This window comes from Streptomyces sp. NPDC049970, from assembly GCF_040660235.1.
GTDB lineage: Bacteria > Actinomycetota > Actinomycetes > Streptomycetales > Streptomycetaceae > Streptomyces.
This window is the reverse complement of sequence record NZ_JBFALP010000004.1, coordinates 253,947-270,418: the sequence shown is the minus strand read 5'-3', so window position 1 is coordinate 270,418 and position 16,472 is coordinate 253,947. Positions and strand designations below refer to the sequence as shown.

The 16,472-nt window shown below is 71.3% G+C and carries 15 protein-coding genes; 4 read left to right on the top strand and 11 right to left on the bottom strand.

The window, feature by feature from the left end; translation table 11 throughout:
* Positions 1 to 38: 38 nt before the first annotated feature.
* Genes AB0I83_RS09985 through glmS form a run of 3 tightly spaced genes read right to left on the bottom strand, consistent with a single transcriptional unit; the run spans position 39 to position 3,723 of the window.
* Positions 39 to 1,490: an NAD(P)H-hydrate dehydratase gene (locus AB0I83_RS09985; RefSeq protein WP_363304235.1), complete on the bottom strand. Its 1,452-nt coding sequence runs from the start codon at positions 1,488 to 1,490 to the stop codon at positions 39 to 41.
* Positions 1,491 to 1,494: 4 nt separating this feature from the next.
* Complete coding sequence (locus tag AB0I83_RS09980) at positions 1,495 to 1,863, bottom strand: holo-ACP synthase (RefSeq protein WP_356533072.1); 369 nt, start codon at positions 1,861 to 1,863, stop codon at positions 1,495 to 1,497.
* Positions 1,864 to 1,875: 12 nt separating this feature from the next.
* Complete coding sequence (gene glmS / locus AB0I83_RS09975) at positions 1,876 to 3,723, bottom strand: glutamine--fructose-6-phosphate transaminase (isomerizing) (RefSeq protein WP_363304234.1); 1,848 nt, start codon at positions 3,721 to 3,723, stop codon at positions 1,876 to 1,878.
* 152 nt (positions 3,724 to 3,875) lie between these two features.
* Between glmS and coaA the strand changes: the two genes are divergently transcribed.
* The gene (gene coaA, locus AB0I83_RS09970) at positions 3,876 to 4,868 is read left to right on the top strand and encodes a type I pantothenate kinase (protein WP_363304233.1); all 993 of its coding nucleotides are present in this window, start codon (positions 3,876 to 3,878) and stop codon (positions 4,866 to 4,868) included.
* Positions 4,869 to 4,886: 18 nt separating this feature from the next.
* A complete protein-coding gene (locus AB0I83_RS09965; protein WP_363304232.1) occupies positions 4,887 to 5,846 on the top strand; it encodes a DUF389 domain-containing protein in 960 nt (319 codons plus the stop codon).
* 7 nt (positions 5,847 to 5,853) lie between these two features.
* Here the strand turns inward: AB0I83_RS09965 and glmM are convergent, their stop codons facing one another.
* From glmM to AB0I83_RS09945, 4 genes are all read right to left on the bottom strand, one after another.
* Positions 5,854 to 7,212: a phosphoglucosamine mutase gene (gene glmM / locus AB0I83_RS09960; protein ID WP_356532922.1), complete on the bottom strand. Its 1,359-nt coding sequence runs from the start codon at positions 7,210 to 7,212 to the stop codon at positions 5,854 to 5,856.
* Positions 7,213 to 7,438: 226 nt separating this feature from the next.
* Positions 7,439 to 7,939: a 30S ribosomal protein S9 gene (gene rpsI, locus AB0I83_RS09955; protein ID WP_356533073.1), complete on the bottom strand. Its 501-nt coding sequence runs from the start codon at positions 7,937 to 7,939 to the stop codon at positions 7,439 to 7,441.
* A gap of 81 nt (positions 7,940 to 8,020) precedes the next feature.
* Positions 8,021 to 8,464 (bottom strand): 50S ribosomal protein L13, encoded by a 444-nt coding sequence (gene rplM / locus AB0I83_RS09950; RefSeq protein WP_024490227.1) that lies wholly within the window; start codon positions 8,462 to 8,464, stop codon positions 8,021 to 8,023.
* A gap of 224 nt (positions 8,465 to 8,688) precedes the next feature.
* Positions 8,689 to 10,350 carry an ATP-binding cassette domain-containing protein gene (locus tag AB0I83_RS09945; protein WP_363304392.1) on the bottom strand — a complete coding sequence of 554 codons (1,662 nt, stop codon included), beginning with the start codon at positions 10,348 to 10,350 and terminating at the stop codon, positions 8,689 to 8,691.
* Between the two features lie 58 nt (positions 10,351 to 10,408).
* Between AB0I83_RS09945 and AB0I83_RS09940 the strand changes: the two genes are divergently transcribed.
* Together AB0I83_RS09940 and AB0I83_RS09935 are read left to right on the top strand one after the other, a co-directional pair.
* Positions 10,409 to 11,263: a hypothetical protein gene (locus tag AB0I83_RS09940; RefSeq protein ID WP_363304230.1), complete on the top strand. Its 855-nt coding sequence runs from the start codon at positions 10,409 to 10,411 to the stop codon at positions 11,261 to 11,263.
* A 59-nt stretch (positions 11,264 to 11,322) separates the two neighbouring features.
* The gene (locus AB0I83_RS09935) at positions 11,323 to 13,212 is read left to right on the top strand and encodes a DUF4034 domain-containing protein (RefSeq protein ID WP_363304229.1); all 1,890 of its coding nucleotides are present in this window, start codon (positions 11,323 to 11,325) and stop codon (positions 13,210 to 13,212) included.
* Here the strand turns inward: AB0I83_RS09935 and truA are convergent.
* The 4 genes from truA to rpsK form a co-directional block, all read right to left on the bottom strand.
* Positions 13,181 to 14,035 (bottom strand): tRNA pseudouridine(38-40) synthase TruA, encoded by an 855-nt coding sequence (truA, locus tag AB0I83_RS09930; protein ID WP_356532928.1) that lies wholly within the window; start codon positions 14,033 to 14,035, stop codon positions 13,181 to 13,183. The two genes, AB0I83_RS09935 and truA, sit on opposite strands and share 32 nt — an antisense overlap.
* 78 nt (positions 14,036 to 14,113) lie before the next feature.
* Positions 14,114 to 14,638: a 50S ribosomal protein L17 gene (gene rplQ / locus AB0I83_RS09925; protein ID WP_356840147.1), complete on the bottom strand. Its 525-nt coding sequence runs from the start codon at positions 14,636 to 14,638 to the stop codon at positions 14,114 to 14,116.
* A gap of 204 nt (positions 14,639 to 14,842) precedes the next feature.
* Positions 14,843 to 15,865, bottom strand: coding sequence for a DNA-directed RNA polymerase subunit alpha (locus tag AB0I83_RS09920; RefSeq protein ID WP_024491600.1), 1,023 nt, complete (start codon positions 15,863 to 15,865; stop codon positions 14,843 to 14,845).
* Between the two features lie 136 nt (positions 15,866 to 16,001).
* Positions 16,002 to 16,406, bottom strand: a complete 405-nt coding sequence (gene rpsK / locus AB0I83_RS09915; RefSeq protein ID WP_003956432.1) for a 30S ribosomal protein S11 — start codon at positions 16,404 to 16,406, stop codon at positions 16,002 to 16,004.
* Between the last annotated feature and the right edge of the window lie 66 nt (positions 16,407 to 16,472).

Sequence of the window (16,472 nt, the reverse complement as noted above, 5' to 3'; positions counted from 1 at the left end):
AAGGTGACCGGGAGCCCGCACCGCTCCACAAGCCCGGATCAGGTCCGTACGTCCCGCCACGCGGCCGGGACGGCGTCCGCGACGTCCTGCGCGGCGACCGGTGAGCCGTCCGAGGCCCGGCGCGCCGCGAGCCCGTGCAGATAGGCGCCCACGGAGGCGGCGTCGCGGGGCGCGAGGCCGGCGGCGAGCAGTGAGCCGGTCAGCCCGGACAGCACATCGCCGCTGCCCGCCGTGGCGAGCCAGGGCGTGCCGGTCGGGTTGACCCGCACCGGCGTGTCCCCCGCCTCGGCGACGAGGGTCGTGGAGCCCTTCAGGAGCACCGTGGCACCGTAGCGGGCGGCCAGTTCCCTCACGGCGGCGAGCCGTGAGGCCTCGACCTCCTCGCGTCCCACACCGAGCAGCGCGGCTGCCTCACCGGCGTGCGGGGTGAGGACGGTGCCGGCGGTCCTCGCGCGGACGGCCCCGGCGTCCATCAGTCGCAGCCCGTCCGCGTCGACCAGCACCGGGACGTCCGCCGCCAGCACGTCGGACACGGCTGCGGCGGCGGCCGAGGAGTCGCCGAGCCCCGGCCCGACGACCCATGCCTGGACCCGCCCGGCCTCCGACGGCCGCCCGGGGTGCACCAATGCCTCCGGGAAGCGTGCGATCACGGCCTCGGCACCCGGGCCCGCGTACCGCACGGCTCCCGCGCCGCCGCGCAGCGCCCCCGCGACCGCGAGCACCGCCGCGCCCGGATACCGCTCCGACCCGGCGGCCACCCCGACGACCCCGCGCCGGTACTTGTCGCTCTCGGCGTCGGGCACGGGCAGGAGGGCGGCGACGTCGGCGTACTGCAGGGCCTCCAGGTCCGGCCGTGCGGGCAGTTCCGTCGCCAGGCCGATGTCCACGAGGCGCAGCGCCCCCGCGTGTTCGGCGGCCGGATCGATGAGCAGCCCCGGCTTGTACGCGCCGAAGGTGACCGTCGCGTCCGCCCGTACGGCCGCTCCGAGCACCTGCCCGGTGTCCGCCTCGACACCGCTCGGCAGGTCCACGGCGAGTACGGGTGTGCGGCCCCGGGTGACCGCGTGCACCAGCTCGGCCGCCCCGGGACGCAGGCCGCCGCGGCCCCCGATTCCGGTGATGCCGTCGACGACCAGGTCGACACGGCCGAACCCGCCCGGGTCGGCGCCGTCGACGACCTGCCCGCCCGCGGCCAGCAGGGCGGCGAGCGCGGCCCGGTGGACCTTGTCCGGCGAGGTCAGGACGGCCCGTACGCCGGCCCCGCGCGCGGCCAGCCGGGCTCCGGCGTACAGCGTGTCGCCGCCGTTGTCGCCGCTGCCGACGAGGAGCAGTACCCGGGATCCGTAGACCCGCCCGCTGCGCCGGAGGAGGTCGCCGCAGGCCACGGCGAGCCCGGCGGCGGCGCGCCTCATGAGCGTGCCCGGCGGCAGTCTCGCCATCAGGGCCTTCTCGGCCGCCCGTACCGTCTCGACGCCGTACGCATGTCGCATACGCTCAACCCTCCGCGATCACCACCGCCGACGCCACCCCCGCGTCGTGGCTGAGCGACACGTGCCAGGCGCGTACGCCGAGCTCGGCCGCCCGCGCCGCGACGGTTCCCCGCACCTCCAGCCGGGGTCGGCCGCTGTCCTCGACGCACACCTCGGCGTCGGTCCAGAGCAGTCCGCCCGGTGCGCCCAGCGCCTTGGCCAGGGCCTCCTTCGCGGCGAACCTGGCCGCCAGCGAGGCGGTCCCCCGGCGTTCCCCTCCGGGCAGCAGCAACTCCCGCTCCAGGAAGAGCCGCTCGGCCAGCTGCGGCGTGCGCTCCAGCGCCGCGCCGAAGCGTTCGATCTCCGCCACATCGATCCCGACCCCAATGATCACGCGCTCACTCACTCACTCGACTGTCACGGACTTCGCCAGGTTGCGCGGCTGGTCCACCTCGTTGCCCCGGGCGGTCGCCAGCTCGCAGGCGAACACCTGCAACGGCACCGTGGCGACCAGTGGCTGGAGCAGCGTAGGCGTAGCCGGGATGCGGATGAGGTGGTCGGCGTACGGCACGACCTCCTCGTCCCCCTCCTCGGCGATGACGACGGTACGGGCGCCACGGGCCCTGATCTCCTGGATGTTCGACACGATCTTGTCGTGCAGCACCGAGCGGCCTCGCGGGGACGGCACGATCACGACGACCGGCAGCCCCTCCTCGACGAGTGCGATCGGACCGTGCTTGAGCTCCCCCGCGGCGAAGCCCTCGGCGTGCATGTACGCCAGTTCCTTGAGCTTCAGCGCACCCTCCAGGGCGACCGGGTAGGCCACGTGCCGGCCCACGAAGAGCACGGTGTCGTGGGCGGCCAGCGAACGGGCGAGTTCCCGTACCGGCTCCATGGTCCCCAGCACCCGGTCGACGGCCGCGGACATCTCCGAGAGCTGGCGTACGACGGTGCGGATCTCGTCGCCCCACTTGGTGCCGCGCACCTGGCCGAGGTAGAGCGCGACGAGGTAGCAGGCGACGAGCTGCGTCAGGAACGCCTTGGTGGAGGCGACGGCGACCTCGGGCCCGGCGTGGGTGTAGAGGACGGCGTCCGACTCCCTCGGGATGGTCGACCCGTTCGTGTTGCAGATGGCCAGGACCTTCGCGCCCTGCTCACGGGCGTGCCGGACCGCCATCAGGGTGTCCATCGTCTCGCCCGACTGGGAGATCGCGACGACGAGGGTGCGCGGGTCCAGGATCGGGTCGCGGTAGCGGAACTCGCTGGCGAGCTCCGTCTCGCAGGGCAGCCTGGTCCAGTGCTCGATGGCGTACTTGGCGATCATCCCGGCGTGGAAGGCGGTCCCGCAGGCCACGACGACGACCTTGTCGACCTCCCGCAGCACACCGGGCGGGATGCGCACCTCGTCGAGGTGGAGCGTGCCCGCACCGTCGATCCGGCCGAGGAGGGTGTCGGCGACCGCCTTGGGCTGGTCGGCGATCTCCTTGAGCATGAAGGAGGCGTACCCGCCCTTCTCGGCGGCGGACGCGTCCCAGTCCACGTGGTACTCGCGCACCTCCGCGGGCCGGCCGTCGAAGCCGGTGACGGTGACGCCGTCCCCGCGCAGCTCGACCACCTGGTCCTGGCCCAGCTCGATCGCCGACCTGGTGTGCGCGATGAAGGCGGCGACGTCGGAGGCCAGGAAGACCTCGCCCTCGCCCACGCCCACGACGAGTGGCGAGTTCCGCCGGGCCCCGACCACCGCGTCGGGCTCGTCCGCGTGCACGGCGACCAGGGTGAAGGCGCCCTCCAGCCGTCGGCACACCTGGCGCATCGCCTCGGCCAGGTCGCCGCACGAGGAGTACGCCTCGGCCAGCAGGTGGGCCACCACCTCGGTGTCGGTCTCGGAGGCGAGGCCGTGGCCCCGCCCGGCCAACTCCTCACGCAGTGCCGCGAAGTTCTCGATGATCCCGTTGTGCACGACCGCGACCCGGCCCGTGTTGTCGAGATGCGGGTGGGCGTTCACGTCGGTGGGCCCGCCGTGCGTGGCCCAACGGGTGTGCCCGATCCCGGTGTTCCCGGCCGGCAGCGGCCGGTCCTTCAGCTCCTTCTCCAGGTTGAGGAGCTTGCCCGCCTTCTTCGCGGAGGCCAGCCCTCCGTCCGAGAGGACGGCGACCCCGGCGGAGTCGTACCCCCGGTACTCCAGCCGCTTCAGCCCCGCGACGACGACGTCCTGCGCCGACTGCGTCCCGACGTAACCCACGATTCCGCACATATCGGCACCATAAGGCCGCGCGGTGGCGGAGGACAGCAGTAGGCGTCCCCGGGCGCGCTCCCCGGGCGCGGGCGGCGTCCCGGCCACCCCCGGCTCGGCCACGTGACCGACCCCACCCCCCACAGTGTTCGAACTCCCGCGACAATGAGCACGTGATCACCTCGTCCGCACGGAGCACCCGCCGCACCGAGCACGCGCCGACGCCCTACGTCGACCTGACCCGGGCGGAGTGGAGCGCCCTACGTGACAAGACCCCGCTGCCGCTGACCGCCGAGGAGGTGGAGAGGCTGAGGGGCCTCGGCGACGTCATCGACCTCGACGAGGTGCGCGACGTCTACCTGCCGCTCTCCCGGCTGCTCAACCTCTACGTGCAGGCGACCTCCGGTCTGCGCGGAGCGCTGAACACCTTCCTGGGCGACGCGGGCAACGGGCACGGGGAGCAGCGCGGCACCCCCTTCGTCATCGGGGTCGCCGGCAGTGTCGCCGTCGGCAAGTCCACCAGCGCCCGCATCCTGCAGGCGCTGCTGGCCCGCTGGCCGGAGCACCCCAGGGTGGAACTGGTGACGACGGACGGCTTCCTGCTCCCGATGAAGGAGCTGGAGTCCCGTGGCCTGATGTCGCGCAAGGGCTTCCCGGAGTCGTACGACCGGCGGGCGCTGACCCGCTTCGTCGCCGACATCAAGGCCGGCAAGGACGAGGTCACGGCCCCCGTCTACTCCCACCTGATCTACGACATCGTGCCGGGCGAGCGGCTCACCGTGCGCCGCCCCGACATCCTGATCGTCGAGGGGCTGAACGTCCTTCAGCCCGCGCTGCCCGGGAAGGACGGCCGGACCAGGGTCGGGCTCGCCGACTACTTCGACTTCAGCGTGTACGTGGACGCGAAGGCCGAGGACATCGAGAACTGGTACCTGCACCGCTTCCGGAGGCTGCGCGAGACGGCGTTCCAGAACCCGTTCTCGTACTTCCGCAAGTACACGCAGGTCTCCGAGGCGGAGGCGCTGGACTACGCCCGCACCATGTGGCGGACCATCAACAAGCCCAACCTGCTGGAGAACGTGGCACCCACCCGGGGCCGTGCCACCCTGGTGCTGCGCAAGGGCCCGGACCACAAGGTCCAGCGGCTCTCGCTGCGCAAACTCTGATCACCGAAAGGGTGCACCGTGCTGCATCTGCGCCTCATCGTGCCCGCCGAACGCACCGACGAGGTGGTCAGGTTGCTGGAGGGGACCGTGGGCACCGCCCATCTCGCGGTGCTGACCGGAGCCGCACGCAACCCGGCGGGCGACGTCGTCCTGTGCGACGTGGCGCGGGAGGCCGGTGACGAACTGATCGGCGAGCTGCGGAAGCTGGGCATCGACGACGTCGGCTCCATCACCGTCGAGAACATGGACCTGACACTGTCCAGGCGCGCCGACGAGGCGGAGCGGGCCGCGCCGGGCGAGGGCGCGGACGCGGTGCTCTGGGAAGAGCTGACGGAGGTGACGCACGAGGAGTCGACGTTCAGCGTCACCTACGTCGCCTTCCTCTCCCTCGCGACGATGCTGGCCGCCTGCGGCGTGATGCTGGACAACGCGGTCCTGATCGTGGGGGCGATGGCGGTGGGACCGGAGTTCGGCCCCCTCGCCGGCATCTCGACGGCGCTGGTGCAGCGCGCGCCGTCACTGGTGGCCAGGTCGCTGTGGGCACTGATCGGCGGCTTCGTGGCGGCGATGGCGCTCACGGCGGGGTTCGCCTGGCTGATGGACGCGCTCGGGCTGTTCACCGAGGAGATGGTCAAGGCGGAGAGGCCGAACACCGGATTCATCTGGCACCCGGACTGGATGTCCTTCGTGGTCGCACTCCTCGCGGGCATCGCGGGGACCCTGTCGCTGACCTCGGCGAAGTCCGGGGCGCTGATCGGGGTGGCGATCTCGGTGACCACGGTGCCCGCCGCCGCCAACGCCGCCGTCGCCGCCAGCTATCTGGACCTCAAGCAGACATATGGGTCGTCGGCGCAGCTGCTGGCCAACCTGGGCGGCATCCTGCTCGCCGGCACTCTCACACTGCTGGTCCAGCGGGCACTGTGGGCCGTACAACGCCGGACGGACCCGGCCGTGCGGCAGGGTCCGTCCGTGAGTTGAGGATCCGTCAGCCGAGCGCGGACTTCACCACGTCGGCCAGCCGCCCCGCGACCGCACGCGCCTGTTCGAGGTCGGCGGCCTCGACCATGACCCGTACGAGCGGCTCGGTGCCCGACTTGCGCAGGAGCACCCGCCCGGTGTCGCCCAGCTCCCGCTCGGCCTCGGTCACCGCGGCGGCGAGCTCGGCCGAGGTGTCCACGCGGGACTTGTCGACGTCCGGGACGTTGACGAGCACCTGCGGGAGGCGCCGCATCACACCGGCCAGGTCGGCGAGCGAGCGTCCGGTCGCGGCGATCCGGGCCGCGAGCATCAGCCCGGTCAGCGTGCCGTCACCCGTCGTCGCGTGGTCCAGGACGATGACGTGGCCGGACTGCTCGCCGCCCAGCGCGAAGCCCTCGGCCTTCATCGACTCCAGGACGTAGCGGTCACCGACGGCGGTCTGGACCAGTCGGATGCCCTCGCGCTCCATCGCCATCTTGAAGCCGAGGTTCGACATGACCGTACCGACGACGGTGTCCTTGCGCAGGTGGCCGGCCTCGCGCATGGCGAGGGCGAGCACGGCCAGGATCTGGTCGCCGTCGATCTCCTCGCCCGCCGCGTCCACGGCCAGGCAGCGGTCGGCGTCGCCGTCGTGCGCGATGCCGAGGTCGGCGCCGTGCTCGACGACGGCGGTCCGCAGGAGGCCGAGGTGGGTGGAGCCGCAGCCGTCGTTGATGTTCAGACCGTCGGGTTCGGCACCGATGGTGACTACTTCTGCCCCGGCGCGGGCGAACGCCTCGGGCGAGACGCGGGCGGCTGCGCCGTGGGCCTCGTCCAGGACGACCTTCAGCCCGTCGAGCCGGTTGGGGAGTACGCCGATGAGGTGGGCGACGTAACGGTCGAAGCCCTCCGTGTAGTCGGTGACCCTGCCCACTCCGCCGCCGGTCGGGCGGGCCCAGGGCTCGCCCGTGCGGTGCTGGTCGTAGACCGTCTCGATGCGGTCCTCCAGCTCGTCGGCGAGCTTGTGGCCGCCGCGGGCGAAGAACTTGATGCCGTTGTCCGGCATGGCGTTGTGACTGGCGGAGAGCATGACACCGATGTCGGCCCCGAGCGATCCGGTGAGGTAGGCCACGGCGGGAGTGGGCAGCACGCCGACCCGCAGCACGTCCACGCCCGCGCTGGCCAGACCCGCCACGACGGCGGCCTCGAGGAACTCTCCGGAGGCGCGGGGGTCCCGGCCCACGACGGCGGTCGGCCGATGCCCCTGGAAGGTTCCCGCCTCGGCCAGTACGTGCGCCGCCGCGACCGAGAGCCCGAGCGCGAGCTCGGCTGTCAGGTCCGCGTTGGCTACACCGCGCACGCCGTCCGTGCCGAAGAGTCGTCCCACTGGTGTCCTCCGAAAGTGCTCCGAAACCACAAAACCAAAGTAAACAAAACAGGGCAAAGCGATGCAAGGCACGGAAAGAGCGCGGCTCATGCGCGGCCATGCCGCCAGCCCTATTGACGTATGAACGTCTTAAGCCGTTATACGCCCGCGAGGGCCGATAAACGAACGCCCCGGCAGCACGAGGTGTGCCGCCGGGGCGAACGTGTAACGCGGATGAGCAGGCGGTTTAGCGCTTGCTGTACTGCGGGGCCTTACGGGCCTTCTTGAGACCGGCCTTCTTGCGCTCGACCGCACGGTCGTCGCGGGAGAGGAAGCCGGCCTTCTTCAGCGTGGCGCGGTTGTTGTCCACGTCCGCCTCGTTCAGCGCGCGGGCCACGCCGAGGCGCAGGGCACCGGCCTGACCGGAGACGCCGCCACCCGAGATGCGGGCGATGACGTCGTAGCGGCCGTCGAGCTCGAGCACCTTGAAGGGCTCGTTGACTTCCTGCTGGTGCACCTTGTTGGGGAAGTAGTCCTCAAGGGTGCGACCGTTGATCTTCCACTTGCCGGTGCCCGGAACGATCCGGACACGGGCGATGGCGTTCTTGCGACGGCCAAGGCCGGCCGCGGGCTGCGGGTCGCCGAAGCGGCCCGCGAGCGACTCGGAGGTGTACTCGCCCTCGACGGGGACCTCGGACTCGAAGGTGGTCACCTCGGCGAAGGTCTCCTCGCCCTCGGTGCTCGCCACGTCCTCGGCGGTCGTCTCAACAGTGGTCTCGGCCACGATTCTCCTCAGATCTTTCTGTACGTCTTAGGGGGGAGGCCGGAACTACTGCGCGACCTGGGTGATCTCGAACGGCACCGGCTGCTGCGCAGCGTGCGGGTGCTGGTCACCCGCGTAGACCTTCAGCTTCGAGATCATCTGACGACCCAGGGTGTTCTTGGGGATCATGCCCTTGATGGCCTTCTCGACGGCCTTCTCCGGGTTCTTGGCGAGCAGCTCGTCGTAACGCACCGAACGCAGACCGCCCGGGAAACCGGAGTGGCGGTACGCCATCTTCTGGGTCTTCTTGTTGCCGGAGAGGTGGACCTTCTCGGCGTTGATGATGATGACGAAGTCGCCCATGTCCATGTGGGGGGCGTAGATCGCCTTGTGCTTGCCTCGGAGGAGGTTCGCAGCCGTGGTGGCCAGACGGCCCAGGACGATGTCCTCGGCGTCGATGATGTGCCACTGGCGAGTGACATCGCCGGGCTTGGGGCTGTACGTACGCACTTCGTAGCCTTCGCTTCTTCAGTGGATGAGGTCCAGACACATGACACCTCTGAAGCGATCATGCAGCTGGGGCCCACAGTGCCGGGAACGGAGCCCGTATGCGAGCCACTGGAAACTGCTCCAGAGAACCTACGTATGGGCCCTTCGTGTGAGAACGACGAAGCCGATACGTAACAACCCCCGACAGTACCCGCCCCTCCCCGGACGGGTCAAAACGCGCCGCCCTACCGCTCCCGCCGGACCCTGCGCTCGTCCCAGACCGGTTCCGCGGACTCCCGCACCACCCCGTCCGAGCCGAAGACCAGATACCGGTCGAAGGACTTCGCGAACCATCGGTCGTGCGTGACGGCCATCACCGTCCCGTCGTACACCTCGAGACCGTCCTGAAGGGCCTCGGCCGACTCCAGGTCCAGGTTGTCCGTCGGCTCGTCCAGCAGCAGCGCGGTCGTGCCGGCCAGCTCCAGGAGCAGGATCTGGAACCGTGCCTGCTGCCCGCCGGACAGCCTCTCGAAGGCCTGGTCCCCCTGCCGCTCCAGCTCGTAGCGCCGCAGCACCGACATCGCGCCGCCGCGGTCCCTGGAGTGCTCCGCCCACAGGATCTCGACGAGCGTCTTGCCCAGCAGCTCCGGATGGGCGTGCGTCTGCGCGAAGTGTCCGGGCACGACGCGCGCCCCGAGCTTCCACTCACCGGTGTGCGCCACCGGCTCCCCGGCCAGCAGCCGCAGGAAGTGCGACTTGCCCGAACCGTTGGAGCCGAGGACCGCCACCCGCTCCCCGTAGTAGATCTCCAGGTCGAACGGCTTCATCAGGCCGGTCAGTTCGAGGTTCGTACAGGTCACCGCCCGTACGCCGGTCCTCCCCCCGCGCAGGCGCATCCTGATGTCCTGCTCACGGGGCGGCTCGGGCGGAGGTCCCGCGTCCTCGAACTTCTTGAAGCGGGTCTGCATCGCGTGGTAGCGGTTCGCCATGTCGGGGCTGTTCGCCGCCTGCTGCCGCATCCGCAGGACGAGCGCCTTCAGCCGGGCGTGCTCCTCCTCCCAGCGACGCAGGAGCTCCTCGAAGCGCGCGAAGCGTTCCTTGCGGGCCTCGTGGTACGTACCGAATCCGCCGCCGTGCACCCAGACGTCCGAGCCGGCCGGGCCCGGCTCCACACTCACGATCTTCTGGGCGGCCCGGGAGAGCAGCTCCCGGTCGTGCGAGACGAAGAGCACCGTCTTGCGGGTCTCCTTGAGCTTCTCCTCCAGCCACCGCTTGCCGGGCACGTCCAGATAGTTGTCCGGCTCGTCCAGGAGCAGCACCTCGTCCGGGCCCCGCAGCAGCGCCTCCAGGACCAGGCGTTTCTGCTCGCCCCCGCTGAGCGTGCGCACCTCGCGCCACTGCGCCTTCTCGTACGGCACGCCGAGCGCGGCCGTGGTGCACATGTCCCACAGCGTCTCCGCCTCGTACCCGCGCACCTCGGCCCAGTCGCTCAGGGCCTGCGCGTACGCCATCTGCGCGGCCTCGTCGTCCACCTCCCCCACGGCCTGAACGGCGTGGGAGGGGCCACCGTAGATGCGTTCCTCGGCGGCGTCGACGGCCTGCGCCGCCGCCCTGATCCGCGGCTGGGCCACGGACACCAGCAGGTCGCGGACGGTGCGCCCGTCGCGCACGGAGCCCACGAACTGGGCCATCACGCCGAGCCCGCCGCTCACCGACACCGAACCGCCGTGCGGCTGGATCTCCCCGGCGAGCAGTTTCAGGAGTGTCGTCTTGCCGGCCCCGTTCGCTCCGACGAGGGCGACGACGGCGCCGTCGGCCACCCGGAACGAGGCGTCGCCGAGCAGCACCCGCCCGTCCGGTAGGTAGTACTCCAGGTGGCCCGCTTCAAGATGTCCCATGCACAGCATTGTCACGGCCCGAGAACCGTTGGCCCAACCGGATTAGGGGCGGTCTAGGATTCGCCGCATGAGCTTTGGGCAAGGGGGGCCCTCCTGGGGGCCGGGAGAGAGCCGGACTCCGGACTGGGCGGCACTCGCGGAGGCGTCCGCGTCGCGGGGCAGGCGCAGGAGGTGGCTGCTGGTCGGCGGTGGGGCACTGGCCACCGCGGTCGTCGCCGCGATCGTGGCCACGGCCGTCATCACGACCGACGGCAAGGGCGGCTCGTCCGGGTCGGACAAGAACGCGAGCGGGCTCCCGGCACCGGCGGACCTGCCCTCGCAGAGCTCCGAGCCGCGGCCCTCCTTCTCCTCGGTGGCCCCGCCGCCCCCGCCGGACCCGAAGGAGTTCATAGCCGACGAGAGGAAGGACAAGGCACCGGTCACCGTCGACGCCTTCTTCCCCGGCAGGAGACTGACCATGGGCGACCGCGCCTACGTCAAGGGCGCCACCGCCCGGACGACGAGCTGCGCCGCCACCACCCAGGGCGCCCTCGGGTCGATCCTCGCCGCCAACGGCTGCGACCAGGTCATCCGTGCGACGTACACCAGGAACGGGGCCGCGGTCACCGTCGGAGTCGCCGTCTTCGGCACCGAGGCGGAGGCCGGGAAGGCGGCCCGGCAGGCGTCCGGCGGCATCGCCTCGCTCAGCGGCGCGGGCGTACCCACCTTCTGCCGCGGCGGATCCGTCTGCCGGCGCACCGCCAACTCCTACGGCCGGTACGCCTACTTCACGGTCGGCGGCTTCACCAGCGGGAAGAACGTCACCACGGCGGACAAGAACGTGTACGCGGTCGGCGACGACCTGACCGACTTCACGTTCCGCCAGATCCGCCACCGCGGAGACGTCCAGGCGTCGTCGGCGGCGGCCGCGCCCGCCACCTGACAGGTCCGCTCCGCCACGCACCAGCCCCGTACCCCTCCCCGCACCGAGGACCCGCCGCCGTGCGTCTGACCTCCCTCCTCAGCATCCCGCGCGTCCTGCGCCACAGCGACGCCATAGGAGCCGACCTGCCGCCGGACGAGGCCATGGTGCTCGACGCACCCGACCCCTCGCTCCGGCAGGCGCTCGCGGCCGCCGCCGCCGGTGACCACGGTCCGGCCGCGGAACTGCTCGCCTCCACCCGCCGCCACGCCCAGTGGGAGCACCGGGACACCTGCGTGTCCCGGCTCGCGCGGGCCTCGCTGCACCATCCCGGCTGGCTGGACAGCTGGCTGGAGGAGTTCCCGGAGAACCCGGACGCCGTCCTGGTCAAGGCCGACCAGTACGTCCACCAGGCCTGGCAGATACGCACGGGGGCCCGGGCCAGGCACGTCGAGGCCGACCAGTTCCGGGCGTTCCACGCGGTGCTGCGGGACGCCGTGCCGGTGATCTCCGCCGCCGCCGAGCTCAATCCCGACGACCCGGTCCCCTGGCGCGTCGCGCTGACCCAGGCCCGCGGCATCCAGGCGCCGCGCGCGGTCTTCGACTCCTACCTGGCCGAGGCGAACGAGCGCGACCCGCACCACGAGGGCTGCCACGTCCAGGCGCTCCAGTACCTCTGCGACAAGTGGTACGGCTCCCACGAGGAGATGTTCGCCTTCGCGGAGCGCGCGGCCGACCAGGCGCCGCCCGGCTCCCGGCTCCACGCGCTGCCGCTCCAGGCGGTCGTGGAGTTCCTCGTCGCCGACGAGGAACTGCGCGCCACCGACCCGTACACCCCGCGCGCCGAGGCGGCGGTGACCCGGGCCCAGGCCCTGTCGGACAGCTACGCGCCGGGAGACCGGGAGGCGGCCGGCTTCCGCAACCACCTCGCCCTGGTCCTGTGGTCGATGAACCGCTACGAGGAGGCCCTCGCGGCCTTCCGCAGTGTGGGAGTGCACGTCACCACCCTCCCCTGGACCTATTTCGGCGAGGCACGGGAGGAGTTCCTGGAGGCCCGCTCCGACACACGGATCGAGCTCGCCATGAAGGTGCCCTTCTTCCGCCGCTCCCCCGGCCCGCCGGCCACGGGCACACCGGACTGGGAGCACGAACTCGCGCCCCGGTCGGTCGCCATCGTCTCCACCGGCCCCACCGAGGTCGCCCAGGCCGCCCTGCTCTGCGGCCACAGCCTGCGCACGGCACCGGCCGGCAGCCGTCACACGTACGTCGAGATCGTCCCGGACCCGGTGCGTGCGAAGCGGGTGGCCCTGCTGCCCCACGATCCGCTCACCTCGGCCGCCGACAACTTCACCACGGGCGAGGACTGGCCGGCCCTGCTCCTGCACCGCACCCCGGAACGCAGCAGCTTCACGCTCCTGCACCGGGGGAAAGCGGTGACCGGCCACGCCTGGGAGACGGCCGCACCCGCCGCCGACCACATGAGCGCGACCGCGACGGCCTCGGCGCTCGCCCGCGTCTACGGGCTGGCCGACCCGCGCCCGCTGGCCCACATCCTGCGGGCCACCGGCGACCCCGCCCGCCACCAGGGCGAACTCGTCGCGGCCCTCGGCCTCCCGCCGCTCCCCCCTGGATACGGCACCGAGCGCGAGGCCCTCACCGCCCTGCCGGGCGCCAGGGTGCTGGCCAGGCGGGGGTTCATCGCGGGGATGCGGGACACCATCGCCACGAAGGACGGCGTGCACCCGGAGGCGCCCGCCCCGGACGAACCGCACCCGGTCGGCTGGTGGGTACTGCGCACCGCCGGCCTGCTGTTCTTCACCGCCGCCGCGGCCTTCGCCTGGTGGACCCCGGACATCGGCTGGTTCCGCTCGTCCGTGTCCAGCGCCCTCGCGGTCCACTTCGCGCTCAGGCTGGTGCGCGCCGTACGCCGCCGGCCGGTCAGCAGCAGCCGGCCCCCGGCAGCGTCCTGACGTTCCGCGCCTCCACCGCCCGGGCCGCGAGCAGCCCGTCCTCCGGATACGCCACTTCCTCCAGCGTCAGCCCGTGCGGCCGGACCACGTGCACGGCGGGGTCCCGCACCTTCGCCGCCAGCACCTCGGACGGCCACTCCGCGGGGCGGCGCCCGTCCCCGACGAACAGTGCGGCGCCGATGAGGGCCCGGACCATGTTGTGGCAGAACGCGTCGGCCCGCACCGTCGCCGTCAGCACACCCGAATCGGCGTCCCGTACCCAGTGGAACCTCTGCAGCGTACGGATGGTCGTGGCGCCCTCGCGCTTCTTGCAGTACGCCGCGAAGTCCCGCTCCCCCACCATCGGCGCCGCCGCCTCGTTCATGGCGTCCGCGTCCAGCGGCCGGTCGTGCCACAGCACATGGCCGCGGGTGAGCGGGTCGACCCCGCCCGGCCGGTCCGCGACGCGGTAGGCGTAGCGGCGCCACAGCGCGGAGAAGCGCGCGTTGAACCCCGGTGGGGCCTCGGCGGCCCGCCAGATCCGCACATCGGGCGGCAGCCGCCCCGCCATGCGCCGCAGCAGCTTCTCCCGGTGCTCCTCCCACACCTCGGCCGGCAGGTCGACGTGCGCCACCTGACCGCGCGCGTGCACCCCGGCGTCCGTGCGTCCGGCGACCGTCAGGTCGTACGTCACCGACGACCGGGTCACGGTCCGCAGCGCGTCCTCGATCTCGCCCTGCACGGTCCGCCTGCTGGTCTGCTTCGCCCAGCCGGAGAAGTCCTTGCCGTCGTACGAAAGGTCCAGCCGTACCCGTACGCGACCGGGCTCTGCCTCGTCACTCACCTGCGAATCCTCTCAGAACAGAACGGGCCCGCACCGCCCCGAAGGGTGGTGCGGGCCCGTACCTGGGTCCAGCTACGCTCAGGCGTCCTTGGAGTCCTTGGAGTCCTTGGAGTCCTCAGCGGCGGCGTCGGCCGGCTTGGCGTCCTCGACGGTCTCGGCCGGAGCCTCGTCCTTCTTGAGGGCGTCTTCCTTGACCGCACGCTTCGTCGCGGCCTCGGCCTCACCGGTGGCGGCCTGCGCCACGGTCAGGGCCTCGACGAGCTCGATGACGGCCATCGGGGCGTTGTCGCCACGACGGTTGCCGATCTTGGTGATGCGGGTGTAACCACCGGGGCGGTTCTCGTACCGCGGGGCGATCTCGGTGAAGAGCGTGTGCACGATGCCCTTGTCCGTGATCGACTGCAGCACCAGGCGACGGTTGTGGATGTCGCCCTTCTTCGCCTTGGTGATGAAACGCTCGGCGACCGGACGCAGGCGGCGGGCCTTGGCCTCGGTCGTGGTGATGCGGCCGTGCTCGAACAGCGACTTCGCGAGGTTGATGAGAAGAAGCTTCTCGTGCGCAGCGCTGCCGCCCAGACGGGCACCCTTGGCGGGCTGAGGCATGGTTTTTCTCCTTGTGTGCTGCACCGGCCGTACCAGGTACCGGTGTCAGTTCCCGCGAGGCGGACGCCCCGCGGAAGTCTTGATTGCCGCACGCACCGAAAATCGGGTCCAAGCCCGAATCTCGAGCCCGTCCGGCGAGTGAGGGCTAAGCCCTCACCCGGTCCGGGGCACCCTGCGAACCCGGGCACCCCGACCGGAGGCGACTCAGTACTGCTCGGTCTCCACGAAACCGGCGTCCGCGTCGTCGTCGGCGCCGAAGGCGTCGGCGGCGGCGGTCGGGTCGAAGCCGGGAGGCGAGTCCTTCAGCGCGAGGCCCATACCGGCCAGCTTCGCCTTGACCTCGTCGATCGACTTGGCGCCGAAGTTGCGGATGTCGAGCAGGTCCGCCTCGGAGCGGGCGACGAGCTCACCCACGGAGTGGATGCCCTCGCGCTTGAGGCAGTTGTACGAACGGACCGTGAGCTCGAGCTCCTCGATCGGCAGCGCCAGATCGGCGGCGAGCGCGGCGTCCGTCGGGGACGGGCCCATGTCGATGCCCTCGGCGTCGATGTTGAGCTCGCGCGCCAGACCGAACAGCTCGACCAGGGTCTTACCTGCCGACGCCATGGCGTCACGGGGACGCATGGCCTGCTTGGTCTCGACGTCGACGATCAGCTTGTCGAAGTCGGTGCGCTGCTCGACACGGGTCGCCTCGACCTTGTACGTGACCTTGAGCACCGGGGAGTAGATGGAGTCGACCGGAATCCGGCCGATCTCCTGGCCCACCTGCTTGTTCTGGACGGCGGAGACGTAGCCGCGACCGCGCTCGACGGTCAGCTCCATCTCCAGCTTGCCCTTGCCGTTCAGCGTGGCCATGACGAGGTCCGGGTTGTGGACCTCGACACCGGCCGGCGGGGCGATGTCAGCGGCGGTGACCAGGCCGGGACCCTGCTTGCGCAGGTACATCACGACCGGCTCGTCGTGCTCCGAGGAGACGACCAGCTGCTTGATGTTGAGGATGAGGTCGGTCACGTCCTCCTTGACGCCCGGCACGGTGGTGAACTCGTGCAGGACACCGTCGATCCGGATGCTGGTGACAGCGGCACCGGGGATCGAGGAGAGGAGCGTACGGCGCAGGGAGTTGCCGAGGGTGTAACCGAAGCCGGGCTCGAGCGGCTCGATCACGAACCGGGAGCGGAACTCGTCGACGACCTCTTCGGTCAGCGACGGACGCTGAGCGATAAGCATGTGGTGATCCTTCAGTCGTGGGCACCCACTATTTGATGCCCGACAGATGAAACAAGGGTACGGGCGGCACGCCCCCGAAGGGACATACCGCCCGGACCCACGCTACTGACGCACGGCCGTCACCGGCCGTAGCGGATCAGACGCGGCGACGCTTCGGCGGACGGCAGCCGTTGTGCGGCGTCGGGGTGACGTCCTGGATCGAACCGACCTCGAGGCCCGTGGCCTGGAGGGAGCGGATCGCGGTCTCACGGCCGGAGCCGGGACCCTTGACGAAGACGTCGACCTTGCGCATGCCGTGCTCCTGCGCGCGGCGGGCGGCCGACTCGGCGGCCATCTGCGCGGCGAAGGGGGTGGACTTGCGCGAGCCCTTGAAGCCGACGTGGCCGGCGGAGGCCCAGGAGATCACGTTGCCCGAGGGGTCCGTGATCGAGACGATGGTGTTGTTGAACGTGCTCTTGATGTGGGCGTGCCCGTGAGCGACGTTCTTCTTTTCCTTGCGACGCACCTTCTTGGCTGCGCCCTGACGACCCTTGGGGGGCATGTCTTGACTCCAGATGGAGAGGGGAGGTGATCGGTCCTACAGCGAAGACCGCTGGTTTCCGCGAAC